Source organism: Plasticicumulans acidivorans (assembly GCF_003182095.1).
Classification (GTDB): Bacteria; Pseudomonadota; Gammaproteobacteria; order Competibacterales; family Competibacteraceae; genus Plasticicumulans; species Plasticicumulans acidivorans.
In genome coordinates, this window is the sequence record NZ_QGTJ01000002.1 from 446206 (window position 1) to 472090 (window position 25885).

Genomic DNA, 25885 nt, shown 5'->3' on the forward strand with positions numbered 1-25885 from the left:
CCATGCGCCCGGCGTCGGGCGGATCGTCGGTGCGGACATCCGGCAGCTCGGCTGCGAACATGCGCATGGGGCTCAGGGGCTGGGCAACGTCGGCGCGCAACGAAGATTCCGGCCAGTGACATCGCCGCGCGCGTCACCCGCCCGCGGCGGTAATCGTTGACAGGCAGGCCGCCGGACAGGCGAAGCCGATCGGTCCAGCGCTGCACACCCGATCGCCCGCCCTCTCGACCTCGCCACAGCCCGCCCACGCGCCGGCGCTCTGCGTCTCAGACCAGCAGCGACAGCGCCATGCCGGCCATGTTGCTCAGGCCGGCGTACAACAGCCCGAGCACCCAGCGCACGAAGGACAGCGTCAGCGAGGCGCCGGCGACGACGGTGCGGCCGAGGAAGCGGAAAATCGCCACGATCAGCGTGCCGACGTAGTTCGACACCTCGATCGACAGTTCCGCCCCCCTGCTCAGCAGCCAGGCGAGCTGGTCGAGCACGGTCATGCCGGCGGTCAGCACCGAGCCGAGGGTACCGATCAGCACGCTGCCGATCTTCTTCATCACCCAGGCCAGCGCCCGGCCGATCATGCGCAGCGTGCGCGCACCGAAAGGAATGATGCCGCTGCCGGCAGCGACTTCGTCGAGCCAGGACTGCACGCGTGCATCGTTGAGCTCGTCCCGGCAGCGGTGTTCGAGGCCGGCCCAGTCGTCCTGACCGACGCCGGGAATATAGCTGCCGGCCATCGAATGCGCGGCGACGCTGATCAGTCCGCCCTGGCCGTTGCCGAGCTGGTAGCCGCTGCTGTCGGCCGGTACGTGAAGGAACGGGAACAGCGGGATCTTCGGCACTGGATCGGCGTGATGGTGGACGCGGTGAATGTTCTCCGCACCGAGGCGCCGGCGCAGGCTGCGCGAAAAGGTCAGTGCTCCGGTACGCGGCGAGCCGAAGGTGTACAGGCGCACCGCACCGGCGCGGATGTTGGAGAAATAGTCGGCATTCAGGGTCGCCAGCGCCCCGCCGAGGCTGTGGCCGACGCAGTGGATCACCGACGGGTTGCGCCCGCGCAGGAACTCGGCGAGGTCGCCGGCAAAGGATTTCCAGACTTCATGGAAACCGGCGTGCACCGGATGGCCGCCGGGGCCGATCTGCATGCCGATGTTGAAGTTGCTGAGCCAGTCATAACCTCCTGCATTCACCGTACCGCGGGTCGCCACCAGGATCTCGCCCTGATGCTGCCCCTCACCCTCGGCGATATAGCCAAAGCCGCTCAAGCGCTTATAAACGATCAGCCCACCAGAGCGACCGCTGAGGCGAGAGTCTTCTTCAACGGTAAACATGCCCTCGCATCCCAGCAGATCACCACGCATACGCGCCTGGCCCACGGTTTGGTCAAACAGGCTGTAAACCCCCCTCGCAATCCCTGCCGCATGCTGTGGGCTCAACGAAGTCATAACTAATCTCCTTATCGGACAAATCCGTTCAGGCTCACTGCGGTTCGCAGATGCCGAATACCCCATCACGGTGGGCCGGCTCAGCTTCGAGCCTGCAGACCAGTGAGATGGGCCGGCCGCCCAGCTCGCCGTTTTCGGCATATTCGCCTTTATTGAACATCCAGGCTTGATAGGTCTTGCCTGCATGGTGGATCAAAATCGTCTGGCGGATGAACGGCTCGTGGGGCAGCAGTGACGCCAGCAGCGAACGGCGAAAAATGACCGGCAGACTGAAACTGCCCCGCGCATCGGTATGGGTTTCATCGACGCCGGTTTCACCATTGCTCTGCCAGGTGAAAGAGCGCTCGATCCTCGCCCCTTCGACCGGTTTGCCGTGATCGAGGACGACTCCGCTCAACGCCGAGAACAGACACAGATTTCCCATCGCTTGGGCCTCTTGAACGTGGAGCAAAAACAGCGCACTGGCAAAAGCGACCGCAAGCCCGCCCGCCCGCATCTCAGACATGATCGACTTTCACCGCGGATTTACCCTCACCTACAGCAGCGGAAAAGCCCTCGCACACCCGGCTTTCACGCGGCCACCGCAGGACTTCAGCAGACACGGCAAGCGCTGTCACAGCGCGCTCTGCGCGCAGAGACAGACCTCACTATCGCGCGCCAGCGCGGCGTCCAGATCACAGCGCAGTGAAATCGACCGGCCCTGCAGCTCGCCGTTTTTGTCGTAGTTGCGCTTGTCGAACGTCCACGCCCTGCAGCTCCGGCCATCGTGATGGATCAGGATGGTCTGCTCGACCATCGGCTCGTGCGGCAGCAGCGAACCGAGCAGCGAGGAGCGCGCGATTTCCGCAAACGCGAAACGCCCGCCGGCATCGGTCACCGCCGACTCGCTGCCGCGCTCATCCTTCCAATGCCAGAAGAACGAACGCTCGACGCGGCAGCCGGGCAGCGGTTTGCCCCGACGGGTGACGACGCCGTCGACGGCTGAAAACAGATACATCGGCCCCATGGCAAAAACTCCCTCGGAAACCAGCGCCAGGCTGAGGCACACGGCACGTGTGCGCTTGAGCCCAAGCGATCGATCCCTGTCCATCATCCACTGACTCCGACACGGCGCAGCCCCGGCAGGCGCCGTCCACCACACAGCGGCCGGCCGCCGGCAAACCAACGCAGGAGCCTCACCGCGCCCGTACGGTGCGTGTGGCGAGGTCGAGCGTGTAGTGGCGGTCGAGCTCGTCGACGATCTCCAGCGTGCGGCCATGCGGTCCCGCGCGCAGCGAGCGGATGTAGACGTCCTGCACGTCCTGCTCCAGCTGACCGTCGTAGGCGGTGGCATAGATGCGCAGCCGCCACAGCTCGCGGCCGCTGCGGGCATCGCAGGCGACGATGTAGCCGCCGGCCTGCTCGTCGCCAAAGTCGCGGGTATCGGCCGGTGCCTCGTAGCGCACGCCGTCGAGCGTGAGCGGGGCGACGCTGGGCGCGGCGACGCGCTTGCCGGCCGGCGCGTCGAGCCCCTCGGCCAGCGCCGCATGGCTCCCGGCGAGCAGCAACGCCACCAGCAGCGCCCGGCCGCGCCGGCTCATTTCTGCGTCACCGTGAGCGTCGCCAGATCGACGACAAAGTGCCGGCCGTTTTCATCGACCACTTTCAGCGTGCCATGCGGGCCGGCCTTGAGCTTTTCGATGAAGATGTCCTGCACGTCCTCTTCGAGCGTCGGGTCATAGTCGATCGCATAGATCTGCAACACCCATTGCCGGGCACCGCTGGCGGCGTCGAAGGCTTCGACGAGGCCGCCGTTCTGCGGCAGGCCGCGCTCGCGCCCCCAGTGCAGGGCCTCGAAACGCAGGCCGCCAATGGTGACCGGCGCCACCTCCGGCGGTCCGACCCGCTTCGGCTCCGGCATGCCCGGAGCGTTATCGTCATCGTTCATCATGGCCGTCTCCTCGACTGCACAGACTCATCTCACTTCAGCGTCTTCTTGCGATCCGACTTCGACAGGTAGCCAGCCAGATCGAGCGCGAAGTAGCCCCAGCTGTCGGCGTTGTCGATGGCCTTGGCATAGGGCAGCGTCGCTTTCGCCGGCTTCAGGCCGCTGCTGTCGTAGCGGTGATCGCGGGTGCTGACCTCGTGGTGGGAGAACTCATGGATGATGGTTTCAGCGCACAGCCACATCTTGCCGCTGTTGCCGGTCAGGCGCGTGAACGCCCCTTCCAGGTAGATCACCGGAAAGCCGCCGCCCTCGCCACCGCGGAAGGCCGCGCCGAAGTATTTGTTGCGCGTCGTGATCCAGTCGGCGTAATCGGCGAACACCAGCTTGTCGGAGGCGCAGGCCACCGCGATCTTCTTGAAGCCGTCGAGCAGCTTGGTACGCGCCTCGGTCAGCTGCGCGTCGCCGCTGTCCTCATCGAGGAACCAGCGCCGGATCACGTCATCGGTTTCGGCCTGCTTGCCGACCGCGCCGCTCAGCTTGGCCTTGGTGTCCTCGACGATCTTCAGTGCCACGGCGAGCGCCGAGGCCATCCAGCGCATCTCGGTGCTGGAGAAGATCTTGGTCTCGTGGTTGAGCTTCGGCTCCAGCGCCTTCGCATCACCGCTCAGCTCGTCGAAGATCCATTTCGTGTAGGCCTTCGGCGGTGCGTACACCCAGACGTTCTGCGCACCTTTCTTCACGATGTGATAGGTGTGACGCAGCATCTTCAGCGTCGCTGCCCGTTCGGCGAGCGTCCCGCTCGACACCGGATTCTGCGCCGCCTCGACGATCACCGCGCCGATCTTGTGGTTGTCGCTCTTGCATTTATCGCGCAAGCGCTTGCGGATCCTGTCGAGATCAGCGGCGCGATCCACGGCCAGGCCGCCGGCCGCGAACAGCGCCCGCGCCTGGCAGTCGGCGAACAGAAATGCCTGCCACTGGCTCTCGAATACCTGGTTTTCCAGCACGTCCCTGGCTTTGGTGTACGCCTCCGTGAACTTGTTCATGCCTACCCTCCCCATCCGCTCTGCAAATCCGGCACCTGCACCGGGTGGATTCAAGTTCAGACGTTCGGCCGCCGGGCGTACCCGAACACCCCACCATCAAAGACGGCGCCCATACGCTTCACGCCAGTCCCCCTGAAGGCGTAGCTGAAAGCGCCGGCAAGGACCAAGGCCCGGCGCACACGAGCGCGACAAGCTCAACAGACCGGCACCCGGCATCCAGCCCATGCCCGGCACCTGCGACGACGACAACGCACCCGCCGGCACGGGTCTTCAGTCGAAGGCGTAGCTGAAGTCGCTGTCGACCACCGAGACGTGCACCCGCGCGATCTGGCCGCCTTCCATCATCCGTTCGAGGAAGGCGCGGCTGATGTCGGGCAGCATGGTGTTGGTGAGGATGGCGTCGATCATGCGACCGCCCGATTCGAGCTCGGTACAGCGCGAGACGATCAGCTCGACGACGGCATCGTCGTACTCGAACGGCACCTTGTGGTGCTCCTCGATGCGCTTCTTGATGCGGCCGAGCTGCAGGCGGACGATCTTGCCGAGCATCTCGTCGGACAGCGGGTAGTACGGGATCGTCACCAGACGGCCGAGCAACGCCGGCGGGAACACCTTGAGCAGCGGCTCGCGCAGCGCCTTGGCGATGTCGTCGGGCTCGGGCATCAGCTCCGGGTCCTGGCACAGGCTCATCAGCAGATCGGTGCCGGCGTTGGTGGTGAGCAGGATCAGCGTGTTCTTGAAGTCGATGACGCGGCCTTCGCCATCCTCCATCCAGCCCTTGTCGAAGACCTGGAAGAAGATCTCGTGCACGTCCGGGTGCGCCTTCTCGACCTCGTCGAGCAGCACCACGGAATACGGCTTGCGCCGCACCGCCTCGGTGAGCACACCGCCTTCACCGTAGCCGACGTAGCCCGGAGGTGCGCCCTTGAGCGTGGAGACGGTGTGCGCCTCCTGGTACTCGCTCATATTGATGGTGATCAGGTTCTGCTCGCCGCCGTACAGCGCCTCGGCCAGCGCCAGCGCGGTCTCGGTCTTGCCGACGCCGGAGGTGCCGGCGAGCATGAACACGCCGATCGGCTTGTTCGGGTTGTCGAGGCCGGCACGCGAGGTCTGGATGCGCTTGGCGATCATGCGCATGGCGTGATCCTGACCGATGACGCGCTGGCCGAGGGTATCGGCGAGCTTGAGCACGGTTTCGATCTCGTTGCGTGCCATGCGCCCGACCGGAATACCGGTCCAGTCCTCGACGACGGTGGCGACCGCCTGGTAGTCGACCGTCGGCAGGATCAGCGGATGCTCGCCCTGCAGCGTCACGAGCTGCGTCTGCAGCGTCGCCAGCTGCTCGCGCAGCGCCGTGCTCTCGGCGTCGCTGAGCTGCGGTGCCGGTTCAGCGGCGGGCTCGCTGGCGCTGGCGTCGAGCGGCTCGATGTTGGCGCGCAGTTTGGCGCGGGTGTCGAGCAGTTCGTCGACCAGGGTTTTTTCCTCGCTCCAGCGCGTTTCCAGTGCCGCCAGCCGGCTGCGCTCGGCGTCGAGCAGTTCGGCGGCGGCGGTTTCGCGGGCGGCAGTGTCGAGGCCGATGGCCTTTTCACGGGCGATGATGCGCTGCTCGGTTTCCAGCGCGTCGATGCGCTTGCGACTGTCGTCGACCTCGGCCGGGGTGGCGTGCAGGCTGACGGCGACACGCGCGCAGGCGGTGTCGAGCAGGCTGACCGACTTGTCCGGCAGCTGCCGCGCCGGGATGTAGCGGTGCGAAAGCTTGACCGCCGCCTCCAGCGCCTCGTCGAGGATCTGCACCTTGTGGTGACCCTCCATCGTGCTGGCGACGCCGCGCATCATCAGCACCGCCTTGCGCTCGTCGGGCTCTTCGACGTGCACGCTCTGGAAACGGCGGGTCAGCGCCGGGTCCTTCTCGATGTATTTCTTGTACTCGGCCCAGGTGGTGGCGCCGATGGTGCGCAGCGTGCCGCGCGCCAGCGCCGGCTTGAGCAGGTTGGCGGCGTCGCCGGTGCCGGCGGCGCCACCGGCGCCGACCAGCGTGTGGGTTTCATCGACGAAGAGGATGATCGGCTTCGGGCTGGACTGGACTTCCTCGATCACCGAGCGCAGGCGCTGCTCGAACTCGCCCTTCATGCTGGCACCGGCCTGCAGCAGGCCGACGTCGAGTGCGCGCAGCGTCACCTCCTGCAGCGACGGCGGCACGTCGCCGCGGGCGATGCGCTGAGCGAAGCCCTCGACCACCGCGGTCTTGCCGACGCCGGCCTCGCCGACCAGGATCGGGTTGTTCTGCCGGCGGCGCATGAGGATGTCGACGACCTGGCGGATCTCCTCGTCGCGGCCGACGATCGGGTCCATCTTGCCGGCGCGCGCCTGCTCGGTGAGATCGGTGGTGAACTTGTGCAGCGCCTCCTGCTTGCCCATCTGCGCCGGCGCGATCGCGCCGCTGGCCTCGCCGGGCGCCGCACCACCGCCCATCTGGAAGCCGTCGGTCGCCGACTGGCCGTTTTCCGGCGAGCCGGTGACGTACTCCTCGAAGCGCTCGGTCAGCGCATCGGCCTTGAATTTGTCGAACTCGCGCGAAATGCCGAGCAGCGCGTTGCGCAGCGAGTTCGACTTGAGGATGCCGACCACCAGATAGCCGGTGCGCACCTGCGCCTCGCCGAACATCAGGCTGCCGTAGACCCAGCCGCGCTCGACCGCCTCCTCGACGTGCGAGGACAAATCGGTGATCGAAGTCGAGCCGCGCGGCAGGCGGTCAAGCGCCTCGGTCAGGTCCTTGACCAGCACCGAGGGATTGACGTTGAACTGCTTGACCAGGCGGTGCAGGTCGGAGTCCGGCAGCTGCAGGATCTGGTGGATCCAGTGCACCAGCTCGACGTAGGGATTGCCGCGCATCTTGCAAAAGACCGTGGCCGCCTCGATCGCCTTGTAGCCGAGGCTGTTGAGCTTGCCGAACAGTTTGACCCGACTGATTTCCGCCATGACATTCTCCGGGTGGGGTGACGGGCCACGGTCCGACGGCAGCCCGGCATGTTGTTCTAGAGGGCCTCAGGCCGCCGGACGCTCGCGTGGTGCCTGCAGGCGCAGATCATCCGGATCGCGCTGCAGCGGTGGCGCGCCGAGCCAGCTGGTCCAGCCGAGCCGGGTCGTACCGCCCAGGCGCAGCGCCGGCACCTCGGGACGGCTGAGGATCAGCTGCACGTCCCAGGCGAATTCATCACCGGCGTAGCTGCGCACCCAGGCGCGCAGACGCTGCAGGCTGATGCCGCCCGGCAGCAGACGCTCGTAGTCGGCCAGCGTCAGCGGGCCGAGCACGATGCGGAACTTGTGCTGGCGGTCCCACACCCGCGCGCCGATGCAGGCGGTGGTGCCGAGGCCGCCGGTCGCCGGCGATTCGCCGAGCCGGCACTGCCCGGCCGGTGGCAGCTCCAGCCAGTGACCGACGTGCTCCTCGATGCGCACCGGCAGGCCGAGATGATCGGCCAGGATCGCGCGCAGTCCGTCCGGGTGGCGCGCCGGCGCGCCGAGCAGGCCGGCGAAATGCAGCCGTGGCCGATGCCCGAGCACATCGCGGTTGCGCAGGGATTCATCGCCATAGCCGCACAGGCTGCCGACGTAGAGCGCGAAGCGATCCTGCTCGGGACGGTCCATGCTCACCGCCGGCTGGGCGTTGGCCCAGGCGCGGTAGAACAGCGCCATCAGCCGATGATGGAAAATGTCGGCGAAGCGGGAAAAAGTGTGGTCGTGCTGGTTGCGGATGCGCTCGCGGGCGTATTCGGTCAGGTGCAGCGGCAGCGGCCCGTGCGGACCGAACAGGCCGAAGCCGTAGCTCTGCAGCCGCGGCGGGCGCACACGGCGAAACTCGAAGCCGGCCAGCGTCGCCGGCGGAAAGATCACGAACGGCGGCTGCGACAGGCGCACTGGGTCCTCGGCGAGGCGGCTGGACTCACCGAGCCGCGGCCGCTCAGGAAAGGCGCATTCGATGCGCCGCAGGGCCTGCCAGAAATCGAAGTGATAGGGCTCGGCAGCCAGCGCGGTGAACAGCTCGACGGCCGCCGCGGGCAGCGCCGGCAGACCGGGCAGCGTCGCATCGGCAGCGTCCGCTGCACCGAGCGCCTGGTCCTCCTCGTCCGCCGTCACAGCAGCGCCCTCGCGCCCATGCGCACCGGCCAGCGCATGATCTCGCCACGCTCCAGCGTGCGTGTGACGGTCTCGGTGAAGCTGTTGATCGAGACGTAACGGGCGAGGAAGCGCTCCAGCACCGCGCCGAACAGGAACACGCCGGCGCCGCTGTAGGCGCCTTCATCGAAGTTGAGGGTCAGTGCCACGCCGCGGCCGAAGGCAATCGGCCCCGGCAGCGGAATGCGCCGCGTCACCGGCTCGGCCTGGATCGACAGCAGGCCGTCGACCTGCTTCTGCGCCGCCGGATCACTGGTATCGGCGTACAGGCGCAGCAGTTCACGCAGCGCCACCGCCCCCTGCTGCGGGTCGCTGTCGGCCAGCGTCAGGTAATTGAGCGACAGATGCGAGATCAGCCGCCAGGCGACGTCGTTCTCGGCCACGCTCGGGCGCGGCCGCGTCGGCCCGACCACACAGCGGATCGAGCCGACCGGCGCCCCGCTGTCGAGCGTGAAATCGGTACGCCCGGTGCCGAGCGGCATGGTCAGCGGCAAGTCGCGGTTGGTGCACAGCAGTTCGAGCGACAGCTGGCGCAGATCGTGGCGATACGGTGCCGCCTGCGCATCGACCAGCGCGATGAAGACTTCCTGGCCGATGTAGCCGGTGCGCGGCCCGCGCAGCCGGGCCTTCGCCGAGAGCATGCGCTTGCTGCGGCGCAGCGTGAAATACGCGCCGTCGGCGCTGCGGCGAATGCGGTCATGCGCACAGTAGAACGGCAGGAACGGCTGCTCGGCCTGCTCGCCGGTGCCATGCCCGGTGACGCGTTCGAGCGAATGCACTTCGAGGTCGAGCGGACGCGTGCGATCGGGCACGACGTGATATTCGGCGCTGCGATCGTTGAGGTGGATGCGATCGGCGCGCTTGGGGAACAGATTGATCGCCGGCGTGCAGAACAGCGCGAAATTGGCGGCTTTCAGCACACCTTCGAGCAGCGGATCGAGGCGGTCGAACAACACCAGTATTTCCAGCTCGCTGCCGCTGCAGCGGCGCACCACCGGGCCGAGGCCGCCGAGCTCGACGAACAGGAAACGCTGCGGAAAAGCGAAGTATTCACCGAGCAGGCGATAGCCCTGGAAGCTGCGCGGCGCGAGCGGCAGCAGCGCCTCGTCGTCATCGAAGCCGAGCGGCCGCAGCGACTCGCGGCCGAGCCACTGGAACCACGGCGCCGGACGCTCGGCCGGACGCGCCAGCACCTGCACGGCATTGCCGAGCAACTGCTCGTAGAGGCGAAACGGCAGCTGGTCGGCACCGCGCAGGTACAGCGGCAGCCGTTCCAGTGTCAGCTCCTCGAACTTCAGGCCGGCGGTAACGCGCAGGCGCAGGCGCAGGCCGGCGCGCGCGCGCGGCGCGCTGCTCGCCGCCGGTCCGAGCACGGCGGTGACGTTGCCGAAGTATTCGGCATCGGTCAGCTCCAGCGGCCACAGTGTCACCGGCTGTCCGCTGCGGTAATCGCAGGCGGTCGCCTCGTTCTTGCCGAGCACGCTCTTCAGGCTGGCGCCGCGGGCGACGGTAAAGCCCTTGGCCAGCCCGCCCTCGTTGAGATCGGGCTGCAGCTGCGCCACCAGCATCGACGGTGTCGGCGCCAGGTAATGCGGGTAGACCATTTCCAGCAGGTGCTGGGTGAACGCCGGGAACTCGGCGTCGAGTTTCATCTGCACCCGCGCACTGAGGAAGGCGCAGCCTTCGAGCAGGCGCTCAACGTAGGGGTCGGCGCATTCGAAGCCGGACAGGCTCAGGCGCGAGGCGATCTTGGGGAATTCTTCGGCGAATTCGCCGGCGGTCTCGCGCAGGTGCTGGAGTTCACGGTTGTAGTACTGCAGCAGGCGCGGGTCCACGCAGGCGCTCCTTAGCCATTCAGTGGTTCGATGCGAACATTACCGGATTCGAGGTCGAGCTCGGTCTTCAGCCACAGCCGCAGCGGCACCGGCTGCGCCCACAGCTCACCTTCGATCTCGAAACCGATCGCATTGTGGTTCATCTCGCTTTCACTGAGCACCGCCCGCACGCGCAGGCTCGCCGGCAGGATGCGCGGCTCGAAACGGCGGATGGTCTCGGTGAGCATGAGTTCGAGCTGGCCGATGTCGAGCCCGCTCGCGGTCATGCCGGAGAGGGCTGGCAGGCCGTAGTTGAGCACCGAGGAGGCGACCTGCGGGCAGCTGTCGAGATCGACGTCCGCACCGAGGCCGGTGCTGTTGAGCAGCCAGGCGAGATCGCGCAGGACACATTCGCGCAACTGCGACATCGACAGCACGCGGTTGTCGCGTGACTCCTTGCGCTGTTCAGGCGCGTCGTCGACGAGACGGTCGAGCAAGGCGGGCTGCAGGCGTTCCTGCGGCGTCAGTTCGGCCATGAGCGCGCCGGCTCAATCCGCCACGGCGTCAGCGGCCGGGGCGTCGAGCAGCAGCTCACGCAGGTCGAACAGCGCGACATCGGCCACGTCGGTGGCAAACACACGCTGGCCGTGACCGAGCAGCAGGCCTGAAGCGGTTTCACTCCATTCGGTGCGGCGTGCGAACTGCAACGCGGCCTCGGCGTTCTCGCTGCCGGGATAGCGGCTGGGAATCAGCGCGACGCTCTCACCGCCGTTGGCAAAGGTCAGCATCGCCGGCATCCAGATGAAGTCGCGCAGATCGGCCGGCGCCTCCTGGCGAATCGCCGTGAGACGCTCGAACGGAATCCAGTAGTAATTGCCATTGACGATGGCTTCGAGCACCGGGCCGAGACGACCGTCGCTATCGGCCACCCAAGCGAAGCGCTGGCCGTCGGCACTGCCGGGTGTGATCGGCGCCAGCTCGAAAGCCTGCTGCCGCAGCGCCTGTGCCCCCGCCGGATCGCTGGACTCGCGACTGAGCGCCTCGATCAGCAGCGCCAGCCACGGCATCGGCTCGCCGAACACCAGCGGCGCGCGCCGGCCGGCGAACACTTCGGCACGCAGCAGTTCGCAGCGCAGCGCCTCGCGATAGGTCTGCACCATTGGCAGCGCCTCGACGTCGAGCTGGCCGATGACCTGCAACTGCGCGACCGCCCGCGACCACTGCCCCTGCAACGCCAGCAACTGGAACAGCAGCGTGCGCAGCTTCCCGTCAGCGGGCGCTTTGCGCACACGCGCCTGCAGCTCGGTCAGGGCTTCCTGACCGCGGCCCTCGCGCAGCAACTCTTCGACACTCATTCCCGGCTCCTGGCGCTGCAGCAGACCGTCGCGACGGCCATCGGTCGCGACCGGAGCCCGCGCACGCACGCCGGCCTCCGGTCGCTATCCATCGCTTCATGGCAAGGGCACTCAGAACTTCGCGTTCTCCTCGATGTTCCACTTGAAGTCCTTCGCCGCTTCGCCGGCACCCTTGTCGGTCTGCTCGGTGTAGCTGAACGTGACCTTGGCGAAGTTCAGTGAAACGTTCTCGGTCAGGCGATCCTCGCCGCCGCTGCCGCCGGTGCTGACCGCGGTCACCATGATCTTTTCCATCTTGATCTTGATGTATTCGAGCGTCTGCCCGGCCTTGCCGCCCGCCTTGCGCACGACCAGCGTGGCATCGTCGATGTGCTCACCGGTGGCGCAGGCGTCCATCAGCGCATAGGAGGCCGAATCGACCCACTTGGTGACGGAGATGTCCTGCATGTTGACCTTGCCGGCACCGCCGCCGCCGCCGGTATGGAAGGTGCCGGACTGCGACATCCCCCAGCTCCAGGCCAGCACGTCGATCGACTTGCCGTAGGTCTTGTCCTTCGATTCACCTTTGATGTTCGCGCTGTCCGCGAACTTCAGAAACATGTCTACAGCCATGGATTCAACTCCTCAATCGCTCGTGAGCATTCAACAGCCCCGGCACGCCCGAGTGCCCTGGGGTCCCTCTCCAGAAAACGCCGCCGGTACGGTTTCACCGGCGGACCTGCTCAGCCACCCTTCGCCGAAGGCAGCTTCGAAACCAGGCGCAGCGACACGGTCAGCCCTTCGAGCTGGTAGTGCGGACGCAGGAAGAACTTCGAGGTGTAGTAGCCGGGATTGCCCTCGACTTCCTCGACGACGACCTCGGCGGCGGCCAGCGGCTTCTGCGCCTTGGTCTCTTCGGTGGAGCGCGACGGATCACCATCGACGTACTGCATGATCCATTTCTGCAGCCAGTTCTGCATGTCGCTGCGTTCCTTGAAGGAACCGAGCTTGTCGCGAACCATGCACTTGAGGTAGTGCGCAAAGCGGCAGGTCGCAAACAGGTACGGCAGACGCGCCGCCAGGTTGGCGTTGGCGGTGGCGTCGGGATCGTCGTACTCGGTGGGTTTTTGCAGCGACTGCGCACCGATGAAGGCGGCGAAATCGGTATTCTTCTTGTGGATCAGCGGCATGAAGCCGTTTTTCGCCAGCTCGGCCTCGCGCCGGTCGGAAATCGCGATCTCCGTCGGGCACTTCATGTCGACGCCGCCGTCATCGGTCGGGAAGCTGTGCGCCGGCAGACCCTCGACCGCACCGCCGGACTCGATGCCGCGGATACGCGAGCACCAGCCGTAGAGCTTGAACGAGCGGTTGATGTTGGTCGCCATCGCATAGGCCGAATTGGCCCAGGTGTACTTGCTGCTGTCAGCGCTTTCGGTGTCCTCTTCGAAGTCGAATTCATCGACCGGATTGGTGCGGGCACCGTAGGGCATGCGCGACAGGAAGCGCGGCATCGTCAGACCGATGTAGCGCGAATCCTCCGATTCACGCAGCGACTTCCACGCAGCGTACTCGGGCGTCTGGAAGATCTTGGTCAGGTCACGCGGGTTCGACAGCTCCTGCCAGGACTCCATCTGCATCACCGACGGCGACACGGCACTGATGAACGGTGCGTGGATCGCCGCCGAGACCTTGGCGATCTCGCCGAGCAGTTCGACGTCCGGGGCGGAATGGTCGAAGTAGTAATCGCCGACCAGGCAGCCGTAGGGCTCGCCGCCGAACTGACCGTACTCCTCCTCGTACATCTTCTTGAAGACCGGGCTCTGGTCCCAGGCCGTACCCTTGAACTTCTTCAGGGTCTTGTGCAGATCCTTCTTCGAGATGTTCATCACGCGGATCTTGAGCATCTCGTCGGTTTCGGTGTTGTTGACGAGGTGATGCAGGCCGCGCCACGCACTTTCGAGCTTCTGGAAATCCTCGTGGTGCATGATCAGGTTGATCTGCTCGGTGAGCTTGGCATCGATCGCGGCGATCATCGCTTCGATCGACTTCAGCGTGTCAGCGGAAATCAGCTTCGTCGCCCCGAGCGCCTGTTCGGCCAGGGTGCGTACGGCCGCCTCGACAGCCTCCTTGGCACGCTCGCTCTTCGGCTTGAATTCCTGCATCAGCAACGAGGCGAAATCGCTGCTCTCGGCGGTGGCGGTAGCGCCCTGCGCCTGTTCGCTTGCGGTATTGGTGTCAGCCATGGCGGAGCTCCTCGATCATTCCTGCGGGGCGGCGTCGCCGGCCGGTTTCGGTGCCGACGCCAGCGCCTGCAGCAGCGTCGGGTCCTGCAGCACCTTGCCGATCAGCTCCTCGGCCCCGGTCTTACCATCCATGTAAGTCAGCAGATTGGCGAGCTGTGTGCGCGCATCGAGCAGCTTGCTCAGCGCGTCGACCTTGCGGGCGACCGCCGCCGGCGAGAAGTCGTCCATGCTCTCGAAGGTGATGTCGACGCTGAGGTTGCCCTCGCCGGTCAAGGTGTTCGGGACAGCGAAAGCAGCACGCGGTTTCATCGCCTTCATGCGGCTGTCGAAGTTGTCGACGTCAATCTCCAGGAACTTGCGATCGGCAACCGGCGGCAGCGGTTCGGCCGGCTTGCCGGAGAGATCGGCCATGACCCCCATGACGAAGGGTAGCTGCACCTTCTTCTGAGCGCCGTAGAGTTCCACGTCGTACTCGATCTGCACGCGTGGTGCCCGGTTGCGGGCGATGAACTTCTGACTGCTGTCTGCCACGTGGGGTCTCCTTGCTGCAAGCGGGCCGCCGCGGCGCGCGGTGCGGCGGCAAAATGAGGGGGCGGGGTGTCTCAGTAGCCGTCGCCTTCGGCGTCGGGGTCGGGTCCCTTGATGGTCTCGATCTGGCTGAGACCGTCAGGCGCTAGATTGCGCATGATTTCGAGGAAATCCATCGTCACCAGCCGCCGTGCGCGCTGCAAAAGGATGGGAACCGGGCTCGAAGGCTCGTTGGCCTGGTAATACTCGCAGATGCGGTCGAGCATGCGGATGACATCGTCGCGATTGGCGATACGCCCCGGTGCGGCGACGGCCACCACGCCCGCCGCGGACGCCACGCCGTCCACCATCACGACCGCGTCTGCATCGCCGGCCGCGGTTTCGGCGCCGGCACCGAGACCGCGCTTGGCGAGGCGCTCGTCGAGCAGCTGGACACAAGATTTCACCAGCTGGCGCAACGGGTCGAAATCGATCGCACTGCCGACACCGACCTGTGCGGTCAGCCGCGATTCGAGCGCATTGATCAGATCCAGGGTCCCATGTGCGGCGGTCGCCGTCGCCATGAACACATCGACATCGATGTCCTGGAAAATTGCCTCGTAGAGATCGGCGGCAACCTCGGCGGTACCGGCCACGCCCTGCGTGTTGATCTGCCAGTCGCGCAGGGTGGCCATGCCCAGCGTGCGCGAACGCACCAGCGGCGTCTCCCGCAACTGTGCGAGAAAATCCTCGCTGATCAGGGTCGCCAGGACATTGACGCGCAGCGTCGGATCATTGTCATCGTCGGGGTCGAGGCGCGGATGCACCTCGTCCCACCAGCGATCGATCAGGCCATACAGCAGCTGCAGGCCGCCATGCAGGCCGTCCATGCCATCGAGTGCGAAACAGGCACGCGTCAGCGTCATCGCCACCCGCAGGTCTCGCGTGCGCGCAAACAGTTCCATTGCCTGCGTGCGCACCGCGCGCCAGTCCGGCGGTTCGGCCGGGAGGACGGAATCGCCCATCTGTCGCTCGGGTTGACCTTCGGCTAGACGCTCCAGCAGCTGGAAGCCGGCGTCGTATTCGAGGTCCTCACCGCAGGGGTCGTCGTCGCTCAGGGGAAGCAGCAGGGCATCGGGATCCACAGTCACTTGCAGGTCATCTCCAGGCACAGGCCGCGGGGCGACATCCTACCGGGCTGCCTCGGGGCGCAGTCAACTCCGAGCCACTTGCAGGTCAGATTAGCCGTCTGCCATGCAAACACCAGCGCGCAACGCCAATTGGCAGGCCGGGGGCGCTGGCATAGAGTTCGATGCCATTCGCCGGGGCGCGCCCCACGCGCCGGCACCGGATCACTGCCCAGGACATGGCCGATGCCGCTGAAGCTCAGTATCAACAGTTATCACAAGCTCACACCAGGCATCGTGAGCACGTACACGCTGGATGAGGGCCGGCGGCTGTCGATCGGCCGCGCCGCGGACAACGACTGGACGCTGCAGGACCCCGACCTGGTCATCTCCGGCCACCATTGCCACATCGACGCGCAGGGCGGTCAGTACCTGCTGACCGACACCAGTACCAACGGCGTGTTCATCGCCAGCGAGCGGGTCGGGCGCGGCCTCAGCCGTGCCCTCCGGCACGGTGACCTGATCACCATCGGCGACTATGAAATCTGCGTCGACATCGAGCCGCTCGGCGGCTTCGGCGCCCCGCCGGCAGTCGGAGCAGGGTTGGCGAACGACTCGCTGATTCCGCCCGGAGCCGATCCCTCCGACCCCTTCGGCCTGTTCGGCCCGACGCCCGGCGGCGGCAGCGGCGCCGCGTCGTCACCGCTGCCGTCACCGGGCACTCCCGCGTTTGCGGACACACCGTTTACTGCCGGCCCGGCACAACTGCTGCCGGACGATTTCGGTCTGTTCGATCTGCCGCCGGCAGCGCCGCAGCAAGCCGCTGCCATTGCGGATCACGTCCCCTCCGAGCAGCAGGCCTTCGTACCGCCGGCGGCCGCCATCCCCGACGACTGGGATGCCCTGTTCACCCCGGCCGCGGCCAAGCCCGACGCGGCGGATACGCCGGCCAAACCGGACGCCGTCGACGCCCAGCCGGCACCGCTCGCGGCCGCCGCATCACAACCGGCCGCCACCGAGGCCGAATCCGCTCCCTCGTCGACCGTCACGACTGCGGCGGCGGCACCGCCGGCCGACTGGGACGCCCTGTTCGCAACCCCGCCGACACCGGCCGAAGCCAACGAACCGCCGAGCCCGCCCGTACCGCCAGCGGCAAGCAGCAGCGGAGCGGACAAACCACCGCCGACCGGCATCGCCCTGCCGGTGCCGTCGGCACCGCCCAGCGGCGACGGCAGTCACACAGCTCCGCCCTCGCCACCACCGCCGCCACCGCGGCCGGTCAGCCAGACCTGGCATTCCGGCCCGCTGACGCCGGCCGCGGAGCACGCGGCACCGGCGGTATCGGTCGTGCCGCCGACCCCGCCCGCCCGCGCGACGGCGGACGGACTGCACGCCTTTCTCGACGGTGCTGGATTGGCCCACCTGCGCCTCGATGGCGCCGACGGCGAGTCCATGCTGCGTGAGATCGGCGCCAGTTACCGGCTGATGGTGCAGGGGCTGATCGACGTGCTGCGCGCGCGCGCCAGTCTCAAAAGCGAGTTCCGCATGAGCCAGACGATGATCCGGCCGGTCGAGAACAACCCGCTGAAATTCGCACCGAACGTCGAAGAGGCGATGGCACTGCTGCTGCGCCCGCAGGGCACCACCTACCTCGGCCCGGAAAAGGCCGTCGGCGAGGCCTTCGACGATCTGCGTGCGCACCAGCTCGCCGTCGTCGCCGGGCTGCAGGCGGCGCTCGGGCAGATGTTGCGTCGCTTCGATCCGGCAGCGCTCGAAGCACGCTTCGGTGGCGGTGGCGGTCTGTTCTCGGGCAATCGCAAAGCGCGCTGCTGGGAGCAGTTCCAAGCGCTGTACCAGGAAATCGCACACGAAGCCGAGGACGACTTCCAGGAACTGTTCGGCCGCGAATTCACGCGCGCCTACGAAGAGCAGATCGCCCGCCTGCGCCGCTGAGCCTGCTGCGGTCACGGCGCTGGCTCTACACTGACCCGGACCCCCGATCATCGAAGGAACGCTACGGAGTTGCCATGAAAGTCCGTCACGGCCTGCTCGCCCTGATCTGCCTCGCCGTCGCCGCCTGCGCCGGCGCCCCGCCTCCACCGCCGCCGGCGCGTGTGGTGGGCGACATCCAGGCCAGCGCCACGCTCAACCCGGCACCGAACGGGCAGGCGCTGCCGCTGCGCCTGCGCCTCTATGAGCTGCGCAGCCCCACGGCATTCCAGAACCGCGACTTCTTCTCGCTGTGGGACAAGGCCCAGGCGACATTGGGCGTGGATCTGGTCGGCACCGAGGAATACGTCGTGCAACCGGGTGCGACCCTGCACTTCGAGCGCCAGCTCGACGGGCAGACGCATCAGGTCGGCTTCATCGCCGCTTATCGCGACATCAACGGTGCGATCTGGCGCCAGGTGGTCGAGATACGGCCGAACACGACCCAGACCCTGAACGTGCAACTCGGCGCCAAGGCCCTCAGCGTCACGGCCTCGCGCTGAACACCGTCCACGGAGACGCTCGATGACATGGAACAGCAAGGTGGTGTGGTCGGAGGGCATGTTCCTGCGCCCGCAGCACTTTCAGCAGCAGGAGCGCTACCTCGACCGCGTGCTGCAGCAGCGCGCGGCAGCGCTTGCCGCCTATGGATGGGGTTTCACCGAACTGGCGCTCGACCGCCAGGCACTGGCGCTCGGACGCATTGCGATCCTCTCGGCGCGCGGCCTGCTGCCGGACGGCACGCCGTTCTTCATCCCCGATGATGACGTCGCGCCGCCGCCGCTGCTGGTGCCGGACGAGCTGCGCGACACGCTGGTGGTACTGGCGCTGCCGCTGCGCCGCCCGGGCCTGCGCGATACCGGCCGCGACGGCGAAGATGCGGCAATCGCCCGCTACCGCGCCGAAGTCAACGAGGTGCGCGACGACAACGCCGGCCTGGAGAGCATCGCGCCGCTCGAACTGGCGCGCAGCAACCTGCGCCTGCTGACGACCCGGCAGGACCTCGGCGAATACGCCTGCCTCGGCCTGTGCCGCGTCGTCGAGAAAAAGGCCGACCAGTCCGTGGTGCTCGACGAGCGCTACATCCCGCCGATGCTCGATGCGCTGGCGCAGCCGCTGCTCGCGGCAATGGTGCGCGAAGTCGAAGGGCTGCTGCACCAGCGCGGCGAGGCGCTGGCCGGGCGCGTCGTCGCCTCCGGGCGCGGCGGAGCAGCGGAGATCGCCGACTTCCTGCTGCTGCAGGTGGTCAACCGCCTGGAGCCGCTGTTCACCCATCTGGCGCGCCGCAGCCGCCTGCACCCGGAAGACTTCTACCGCGAGCTGCTGGGCATCGCCGGCGAGCTGGCGACCTTCACCCGCCGCGAGAAGCGGCCGCTGGAGTTCCCGGCCTACGATCACGACGACCTGAGTGCGAGCTTCGCGCCGGTGATCGCCGAGATCCGCCAGGCACTGAGCATGGTGCTCGAACAGACCGCGATCCCGATCCCGCTGCAGGAGCGCGGCTACGGCGTGCACGTCGGCGTGCTGGCCGACCGCAACCTGCTCGGCAAGGCGAGTTTCGTGCTCGCGGTACATGCCGACGTGCCCAACGACATCCTGCGCGCGCGCTTCCCGACCCAGGTCAAGATCGGCGCGGTCGAGAACATCCGCGATCTGGTCAACCGCCAGCTGCCGGGCATCGCGCTCAATCCGCTGCCGGTCGCGCCGCGACAGATTCCCTACCACGCCGGCGTGACCTACTTCGAACTGGATCCCGCCAGCGAACTCTGGAAGACGCTCGCCGCCTCGGGCGGCTTCGCCTTCCACGTCGCCGGTCAGTTCCCGGGGCTCGAAATGAGCTTCTGGGCGATCAGGAGCTGAAACCGCCATGGTCGACCCGAACGATCCCTTCGCCGGCCTGGCCGGCGACCCCGGTGACCGCACCGTCATCCGCCCGCGTCCGGGCGGGCGTCCCGCCGCCGGCCCGGCACCGACCAGCGCGCCACCGCCGCCGCCGCCATCGACGGCCGCCGTGGCCCCGCTCGAACTGCACGGCGGCGGCGTCAACCGTCTCGAACGGGCCGCGGCATCGCTGCTGGCGCTGGTGCCGGCGCTGCGCAACAGCCTGAACCATCCCGACCCGCTCGGCCTGCGCAACCGCCTGGCGCTGGAGATCCGCGCCGCCGAAACGCGCGCCCGCGACGACGGCGCCACACCCGAGCAGCTGTTCGCGATGCGCTACGTGCTCTGCAGCCTGCTCGATGAAACCGTGATGGCGACGCCGTGGGGCACGTCGAGCGGCTGGAGTGCACAGACGCTGCTGGTGCAGTTTCACAATGAAACCTGGGGCGGCGAGAAGGTCTTCCTGCTGCTCGACAAGATGCTGCAGGACCCGCGCAACAACCTCGACGTGCTGGAGCTGCTCTACGTGGTGCTGGCGCTGGGCTTCGAAGGCCGCTACCACGTGCTGCCGGACGGCCGCAATCAGCTCGAAGCGCTGCGCGAACGCCTCTATCGCACCATCCGCACCGTGCGCGGCGAGTTCGAGCGCGAACTGTCGGCGCACTGGCGCGCCGCCGAGGTCAAGCGCAACCCGCTGAGCCATTACGTACCGCTGTGGGCCCTCGGCGCACTCGCCGCCAGCCTGCTGCTCGGCCTGTACCTGTGGCTGCGCACCGACATCAACGCGCAGGCCGAGCCGGTCTACGCCAATCTGCACGCACTCGGCGACGACCTCGCCGCCAAGGTCACACGCCCGCTCGCCGCGCCGCCGCCGGTCGCCGTCACGCCGGCGCCGCCACCACCGAAGCCGGTGCCGCCAAAGCTGCGTGGCTTCCTCGAAAACGAGATTCGTCAGGGGCTGGTTGCAGTCGATGACCGCGACGACCGCAGCATCATCACCATCCACGGTGACGGCCTGTTCGCCTCGGCCTCGGCCTCGGTCAAGGAAAACTACCTGCCGCTGCTCGGACGCATCGCCGCCGAACTCAAGACCAAGGAGGGCGCCGTGCTGGTGACCGGTCACAGTGACAACCGGCCGATCCGCTCATTGCGTTTCGAATCGAACTGGAAACTGTCGCAGGCGCGCGCCGAGGCCGTGGTGCAGATCCTCGCCGCCGGCTCCGGCCAGCCCGACCGCTTCACCGCCGAGGGGCGTGCCGACACCGAACCGGTCGCCTCGAACGACACGGCCGACGGGCGGGCACGCAACCGCCGCGTCGAGATCACCCTGTTCGCCCCCGGCGTGCGCTGAGGAATCGCGATGAAGTCCTTTATCAAGAACTGGCTGGTGCCGCTGCTGGCGCTGGCCGCGATCGCGCTGCTGATCTGGTTCATCGGTCCGCTGCTCGCCATCGGAGAATGGCAGCCGCTGGACCCCGAGCTCAACCGCTGGATCCTCATCGCCGCCGTCGTGCTCGGCTGGGCGATCCGCCGCCTCGTCGCCGCACTCAGCCAGCGCAAGCATGAACGGGCGATGCTCGCCGGCGTCTCCGAAGCCAAGCCCGATCCGGCAGCACAGGCCAGCGCCGAAGAAGTCGCCACGCTCGGCCGCCGGCTCGAAGAAGCGCTCGGCGTGCTGAAGAAGGCCCGCCTCGGCGGTAAAGGCGAACAGCAGACGCTGTATCAGCTGCCCTGGTACATCCTCATCGGCCCGCCGGGCTCGGGCAAGACCACGGCGCTGGTCAACTGCGGGCTGAACTTCCCGCTCGCCGAGCAGTTCGGCAAGGGTGCGATCGGCGGTGTCGGCGGCACCCGCAACTGCGACTGGTGGTTCACCGACGAAGCGGTGCTGCTCGACACCGCCGGGCGCTACACCACGCAGGACAGCGATGCCGCCGTCGATCAGGCCGGCTGGCTGGGCTTTCTCGACCTGCTGAAAAAGCACCGCCGACGGCGGCCGATCAGCGGCGCGCTGATCGCGATTTCGGTGGCCGACCTGCTGACCGGCAGCGAGGCCGAGCGCAGCGCCCACGCCCGCGCCATCCGCGCCCGCGTCGAGGAGCTGCACCAGCGCCTCGGCATCCGCTTCCCGATCTACGTGCTGCTGACCAAGTCGGACCTGGTCGCCGGCTTCACCGAATTCTTCGACGATCTCGGCCGCGAGGAGCGCCAGCAGGTCTGGGGCATGACCTTCCCGCTGGCGACCGATCCCGGCAGCGATACGCCGCTCGCCGGCTTTGCCGGCGAATTCGACCAGCTCGAAGCACGGCTGTCGGCACGGCTGACCGAGCGCCTGCAGGCGGAACGCGACCCGGCACGGCGCGCGCTGCTCTATGGCTTCCCGAAGAACTTCCTGGCGCTGCGCGAGCTGCTCGGCAGCTTCCTCGATGAAGCCTTCCGCCCCAGCGCCTACGCCGAGCGCCCGCTGCTGCGCGGCGTCTACTTCACCAGCGGCACGCAGGAAGGCACGCCGATCGACCGGCTGATGGCCTCGATGGCCGGCGGCTTCGGCCTCGGCCGCCAGCAGCTGACGGCGTTTTCCGGCGGCGGCCGCAGTTACTTCCTGACCCGGCTGTTCCGCGAAACCATCTTCCCGGAGCAGGGCCTGGCCGGCACCAACCTCAAGCTCGAACGCCGCCGCGCCTGGCTGCAGCGCGGGGCCTGGGCCGCGGTCGCGCTGGTCACGCTGAGCATGGCCGGGCTGTGGGTCAACAGTTACCGCGCCAATCAGGCGTTGATCGCCGAAGTCGACGCCGACGTCACCCAGGTGCGGCAGAAGCTCGAAGCGCTGAGCGCCGAGCAGCGCGACGTGCTCTACACGCTGCCGCTGCTCGATGCGGTGCGCGCGCTGCCCGGCGGCTATGCCGAACGCAAGCAGGGCGCGCCGCTGACGATGGGCTTCGGCCTGTACCAGGGCGACATGCTCGGCAGCGAGGCGCAGCTGCTGTATCGCAAGCTGCTGCGCGGCGTGCTGCTGCCGCGACTGACCCTGCGCCTCGAAGCCCAGCTGCGTCAGCCCGGCGCGGCGCCGGACTTCCTCTACGAGGGCCTGAAGACCTACCTGATGCTGGAAGACCCGGATCATTACGATCCGGCGGCGATCAAGGCCTGGATCACCTTCGACTGGGACACCACGCTGCCGCGTGACGTCACCCAGGAGCAGCGCGCCGCGCTGCGCGCCCACCTCGATGCGTTGTTCGAGAAGCGCCCGCTGCCGCTGCCGCTGGCACTCGACCGCACGCTGATCGCGCAGGTGCGCGCGCAGCTGGTACGCCTGCCGATGGCCAAGCGCGTCTACAACCGCCTGCAGCGTGTTGCCCAGCAGAGCAATCTGCCGGAGCTGCGCATCGTCGATGCCGCCGGCCGTGACGCTTCACTGGTGCTGGTGCGCCGCAGCGGCAAACCGCTGACCGACGGTGTTCCCGGTTTCTGGACGCTGGCCGGCTACGATGGCCTGTTCCGCAAGTCCGGCACCGAGCTGGCGGCGCAGCTCGCTGCTGAAAGCTGGGTGCTCGGCGACGACGCCACGATCGCGCCGCAGGACGTGCCGCAGCTCGCCACCGACGTGCGCACGCTGTACCTGCGCGACTACCAGACCCAGTGGGAAAACATGCTCGCCGACGTCGGCGTCGTCAGCTTCGGCAACACGCAGCAGGCGCTCGACATCCTGCGCGTGCTTTCCGGCCCGAACTCGCCGCTGAAGAAATGGCTGGAGACCGTGGCGACGCAGACCAATCTGGTCGCCGCCGATGAAAAATCGGCCAGCGGCCTGGCGGCGAAGGCCGCCGACGGGGCGATCGACAAGCTCAAGCAGCAGCTCGGCAACCTGATCGGCCAGAGCGGCGTGGCCACGCCCAGCATCGCCCAGGCACCGCAGATCGACCCGGTGACCGCACGCTTCGCCGACATCGCCGCGCTGGTGGCCAAGGACCAGAGCGGCAGTGCGCCGATCGACCGCCTGCTGGCCAGTCTCAACAATCTGTTCGAGAAGATGAACACGCTGGCGACCACCAGCGGCGATGCGCTGATCAAGGATGCTGCCGCGCAGGTCGGACAGGCTGCCAGCCGGCTCAAGCTCGACGCCGACCGTGCACCGCCGGCGATCGGCGGCGCCCTGAAAGGCATGGCCGACGGTGCCTCCCAGTTGACGATGGGCGGCGTGCGCACGCAGCTCAACGCGATCTGGCAGTCGGAGGTCGTCGACTTCTACCGGGCCAGCCTCGCCGGCCGCTACCCGCTGTCGGCGCGCAGTTCACGGGAAGCGACGCTCGATGACTTCGGCCAGTTCTTCGGCCCCGGCGGACGCCTCGACAGCTTCTTCAAGACCTACCTCGCCAGTTACGTCGATCAGTCGACCAAGCCCTGGCGCTGGCAGCCGAACGCGCCGGAGAAGCTCGGCATTTCCGCCGGCGTGCTGGTGCAGTTCCAGAACGCCGACGCCATCCGCGAAGCCTTCTTCCGCCCCGGCGCGCAAACGCCGAGCGTGCGCCTGGAACTGCGCCCGATCACGATGGATGCCGAGATCACCCAGTTCCTGATCGACTTCGACGGCCAGCAGCTGAGCTACGACCACGGCCCGGTGCGTGCGGCGGCGATGCAGTGGCCGAGTCCGAACGGCATCGGCACGGTGCGCATCACCATCAATCCGCCGGGCCTGAGCGGACGTTCCGGCCTGACCTATGAAGGCACCTGGGGCCTGTTCCACATGCTCGACCAGCAGGGGTTGAGCCGCGGCAGCGAGCGCTTCACGCTCAATCTCGAAGTCGACGGCCGCAGCGCCAGCTTCGAGCTGCGCGCCGGCAGCGCCTTCAATCCGTTTCGCCTGCGCGAGCTGACCGCCTTCAGCCTGCCGGACCGCCTGTGATGGCAGCCGGCGTCTACGGCAAGCTGCCCAGTCGCGGCGACTTCGTCAGCCGCCGCCTGCCGCGCGAGTTCATCGAGCCCTGGGATGCCTGGCTGCAGGCCGGCATCGCCAGCAGTCGCACGCGGCTGGGCGAGCAGTGGCTGGAGCATTACCTGACCAGCCCGCTGTGGTGCTTCGCGCTCGGCGGCGGCGTCTGCGGTGCACAACCGGTGGCCGGTGTGCTGATGCCGAGCGTCGATCGCGTCGGCCGCTACTTCCCGCTGACGCTGGCGCAGCCGCTACCGCTGCGCAGCGATCTCGCCGCACTCGCCGGCGACGGCGTCGACTGGTTCGCCCGCCTGAGCGCGCTGGCGCTGCGGGCACTCGACGACGACTTCGACTTCAGCGCCCTCGACCAGGCGCTGGAAACCCTGCCAGCGCCGCCTGCGGCAGCCTCCGCGGCGCCGCGCGCCTGCGTGCAGCAGCTCGACAGCCCGAGCGCTGTGCAGGCGCTCGCCCGAGCCTGCCTGCCGGCTGACTGGCAGGGCGCGACGCTGTGGTGGAGCGAAGGCTCGGAAGCCGTCGCACCCTGCCGCCTGCTGTTGGCGGGACTGCCCGCAGCTGAACACTTTGCAACACTTTTCACCGGTGAATTCGCCGCAGCCGGCTATACGCTTCACACTGACGAACCGGCATATGTACCAAGTTTCAGGGACCCGTGATGACTGCCATGCAAGACCCCGCCGACCTCAGCGTCGAATCTGCGGCGCGCACCCATGTCGGCCTGGTACGCAAGATCAATGAGGACGCGATACTGGAGCTGCCGGCGCACGGCCTGTGGGCCGTCGCCGACGGCATGGGCGGCCATGCCGCCGGCGATTACGCCTCGCAGAGCGTGGTCGAGGCGCTGAAGCGCATCCTGCCGCCGGAGGGCATCGTCGATTTCGCCCGCGCGGTGCAGCACACGCTGCAGACAGTCAACGATCAGCTGCTGGAGGAAGCCGGCAAACGTTCGCGCGGCACCATCGGCGCCACCGTCGTCGTGCTGCTGGCGGCTGATGACGGTCTGGCCTGCCTGTGGGCCGGCGACAGCCGGCTCTACCAGCTACGCCGGGGGCAAATCGGCGCCGTCAGCCGCGATCACAGCTATGTGCAGGAACTGCTCGACGCCGGCGCCATCACGCCGGCGCAGGCCGAGCACCATCCGATGGGCAACGTCGTCACCCGCGCGGTCGGCGCCCACGAGCAGTTGCTGCTCGAAGCCCGACCGGTGCGCGTCGAGGCCGGCGACACGCTGCTGCTATGCAGCGACGGTCTGACCAAGACGATGAGCGATGAGGAAATCGGCGCGCTGCTGGCAGCACCGAACATCCACGAAGCGGCCGAAGCGCTGGTCGACCTCGCCCTGCAGCGCGGCGGGCCGGACAACATCAGCGTGGTCATCGTCCGCGTCAGCGAAACCGATCCGGCCGCGATTACGCGCCCGGTCTGGCCGGTCGGCTATTGAGCCGCCCGGCCAG

Annotated in this window: 22 protein-coding genes; 7 read left to right on the plus strand and 15 right to left on the minus strand. The window is 67.6% G+C overall.

The features are described 5' to 3' along the window. Positions 1-266 precede the first annotated feature (266 nt). The 15 genes from C7443_RS04725 to tssA all read right to left on the minus strand — a co-directional run bounded on the left by C7443_RS04725 (position 267) and on the right by tssA (position 15637). Complete coding sequence (locus C7443_RS04725) at positions 267-1325, minus strand: lipase family protein (RefSeq protein WP_246004545.1); 1059 nt, start codon at positions 1323-1325, stop codon at positions 267-269. A gap of 148 nt (positions 1326-1473) precedes the next feature. Next, positions 1474-1944, minus strand: a complete 471-nt coding sequence (locus C7443_RS04730) for a DUF6795 domain-containing protein (protein WP_246004546.1) — start codon at positions 1942-1944, stop codon at positions 1474-1476. 108 nt (positions 1945-2052) lie between these two features. Beyond that, positions 2053-2445, minus strand: coding sequence for a DUF6795 domain-containing protein (locus C7443_RS04735; protein WP_110017405.1), 393 nt, complete (start codon positions 2443-2445; stop codon positions 2053-2055). A 169-nt stretch (positions 2446-2614) separates the two neighbouring features. After that, positions 2615-3019: a hypothetical protein gene (locus C7443_RS04740; protein WP_110017406.1), complete on the minus strand. Its 405-nt coding sequence runs from the start codon at positions 3017-3019 to the stop codon at positions 2615-2617. Further along, positions 3016-3366, minus strand: a complete 351-nt coding sequence (locus C7443_RS04745; RefSeq protein ID WP_246004547.1) for a hypothetical protein — start codon at positions 3364-3366, stop codon at positions 3016-3018. Before C7443_RS04745 ends, C7443_RS04740 begins: the two co-directional genes overlap by 4 nt. A gap of 32 nt (positions 3367-3398) precedes the next feature. After that, positions 3399-4412: a M35 family metallo-endopeptidase gene (locus C7443_RS04750; protein ID WP_110017407.1), complete on the minus strand. Its 1014-nt coding sequence runs from the start codon at positions 4410-4412 to the stop codon at positions 3399-3401. Positions 4413-4682: 270 nt separating this feature from the next. Beyond that, positions 4683-7391 carry a type VI secretion system ATPase TssH gene (tssH, locus tag C7443_RS04755; RefSeq protein ID WP_110017408.1) on the minus strand — a complete coding sequence of 903 codons (2709 nt, stop codon included), beginning with the start codon at positions 7389-7391 and terminating at the stop codon, positions 4683-4685. 66 nt (positions 7392-7457) lie between these two features. Then, on the minus strand, positions 7458-8549 hold the full coding sequence (gene tssG, locus C7443_RS04760; RefSeq protein WP_246004548.1) for a type VI secretion system baseplate subunit TssG: 1092 nt from the start codon (positions 8547-8549) through the stop codon (positions 7458-7460). Then, positions 8546-10423 carry a type VI secretion system baseplate subunit TssF gene (gene tssF, locus C7443_RS04765; RefSeq protein ID WP_110017409.1) on the minus strand — a complete coding sequence of 626 codons (1878 nt, stop codon included), beginning with the start codon at positions 10421-10423 and terminating at the stop codon, positions 8546-8548. Before tssF ends, tssG begins: the two co-directional genes overlap by 4 nt. A gap of 11 nt (positions 10424-10434) precedes the next feature. Beyond that, positions 10435-10938, minus strand: a complete 504-nt coding sequence (gene tssE / locus C7443_RS04770) for a type VI secretion system baseplate subunit TssE (protein WP_110017410.1) — start codon at positions 10936-10938, stop codon at positions 10435-10437. A 12-nt stretch (positions 10939-10950) separates the two neighbouring features. Beyond that, positions 10951-11757, minus strand: a complete 807-nt coding sequence (locus C7443_RS04775) for a type VI secretion system accessory protein TagJ (RefSeq protein ID WP_110017588.1) — start codon at positions 11755-11757, stop codon at positions 10951-10953. Between the two features lie 111 nt (positions 11758-11868). Further along, positions 11869-12369 carry an Hcp family type VI secretion system effector gene (locus C7443_RS04780; RefSeq protein ID WP_110017411.1) on the minus strand — a complete coding sequence of 167 codons (501 nt, stop codon included), beginning with the start codon at positions 12367-12369 and terminating at the stop codon, positions 11869-11871. A 110-nt stretch (positions 12370-12479) separates the two neighbouring features. Further along, positions 12480-13979: a type VI secretion system contractile sheath large subunit gene (tssC, locus tag C7443_RS04785; RefSeq protein WP_110017412.1), complete on the minus strand. Its 1500-nt coding sequence runs from the start codon at positions 13977-13979 to the stop codon at positions 12480-12482. 15 nt (positions 13980-13994) lie between these two features. Then, entirely contained in the window at positions 13995-14510 is a 516-nt protein-coding gene (tssB, locus tag C7443_RS04790; RefSeq protein WP_110017413.1) for a type VI secretion system contractile sheath small subunit, read from the minus strand. 71 nt (positions 14511-14581) lie between these two features. Continuing rightward, positions 14582-15637, minus strand: coding sequence for a type VI secretion system protein TssA (tssA, locus tag C7443_RS04795; protein WP_246004549.1), 1056 nt, complete (start codon positions 15635-15637; stop codon positions 14582-14584). Positions 15638-15859: 222 nt separating this feature from the next. Here tssA and tagH point away from each other — a divergent pair, with 222 nt between their 5' ends. The 7 genes from tagH to C7443_RS04830 all read left to right on the plus strand — a co-directional run bounded on the left by tagH (position 15860) and on the right by C7443_RS04830 (position 25872). Continuing rightward, positions 15860-17566, plus strand: coding sequence for a type VI secretion system-associated FHA domain protein TagH (gene tagH, locus C7443_RS04800; protein ID WP_110017414.1), 1707 nt, complete (start codon positions 15860-15862; stop codon positions 17564-17566). 74 nt (positions 17567-17640) lie between these two features. Beyond that, on the plus strand, positions 17641-18105 hold the full coding sequence (gene tssJ / locus C7443_RS04805) for a type VI secretion system lipoprotein TssJ (RefSeq protein WP_110017415.1): 465 nt from the start codon (positions 17641-17643) through the stop codon (positions 18103-18105). A 22-nt stretch (positions 18106-18127) separates the two neighbouring features. After that, positions 18128-19462: a type VI secretion system baseplate subunit TssK gene (tssK, locus tag C7443_RS04810; protein ID WP_110017416.1), complete on the plus strand. Its 1335-nt coding sequence runs from the start codon at positions 18128-18130 to the stop codon at positions 19460-19462. A gap of 7 nt (positions 19463-19469) precedes the next feature. After that, positions 19470-20834, plus strand: a complete 1365-nt coding sequence (locus C7443_RS04815) for a DotU family type VI secretion system protein (RefSeq protein ID WP_110017417.1) — start codon at positions 19470-19472, stop codon at positions 20832-20834. A 9-nt stretch (positions 20835-20843) separates the two neighbouring features. Beyond that, the gene (gene tssM, locus C7443_RS04820) at positions 20844-24386 is read left to right on the plus strand and encodes a type VI secretion system membrane subunit TssM (protein WP_110017418.1); all 3543 of its coding nucleotides are present in this window, start codon (positions 20844-20846) and stop codon (positions 24384-24386) included. After that, positions 24386-25087 carry a type VI secretion system-associated protein TagF gene (tagF, locus tag C7443_RS04825; protein WP_246004550.1) on the plus strand — a complete coding sequence of 234 codons (702 nt, stop codon included), beginning with the start codon at positions 24386-24388 and terminating at the stop codon, positions 25085-25087. The genes tssM and tagF overlap by 1 nt, the downstream gene beginning before the upstream one ends. Further along, positions 25087-25872 (plus strand): PP2C family protein-serine/threonine phosphatase, encoded by a 786-nt coding sequence (locus tag C7443_RS04830; protein ID WP_281279374.1) that lies wholly within the window; start codon positions 25087-25089, stop codon positions 25870-25872. The genes tagF and C7443_RS04830 overlap by 1 nt, the downstream gene beginning before the upstream one ends. The last annotated feature ends 13 nt before the right edge of the window (positions 25873-25885 follow it).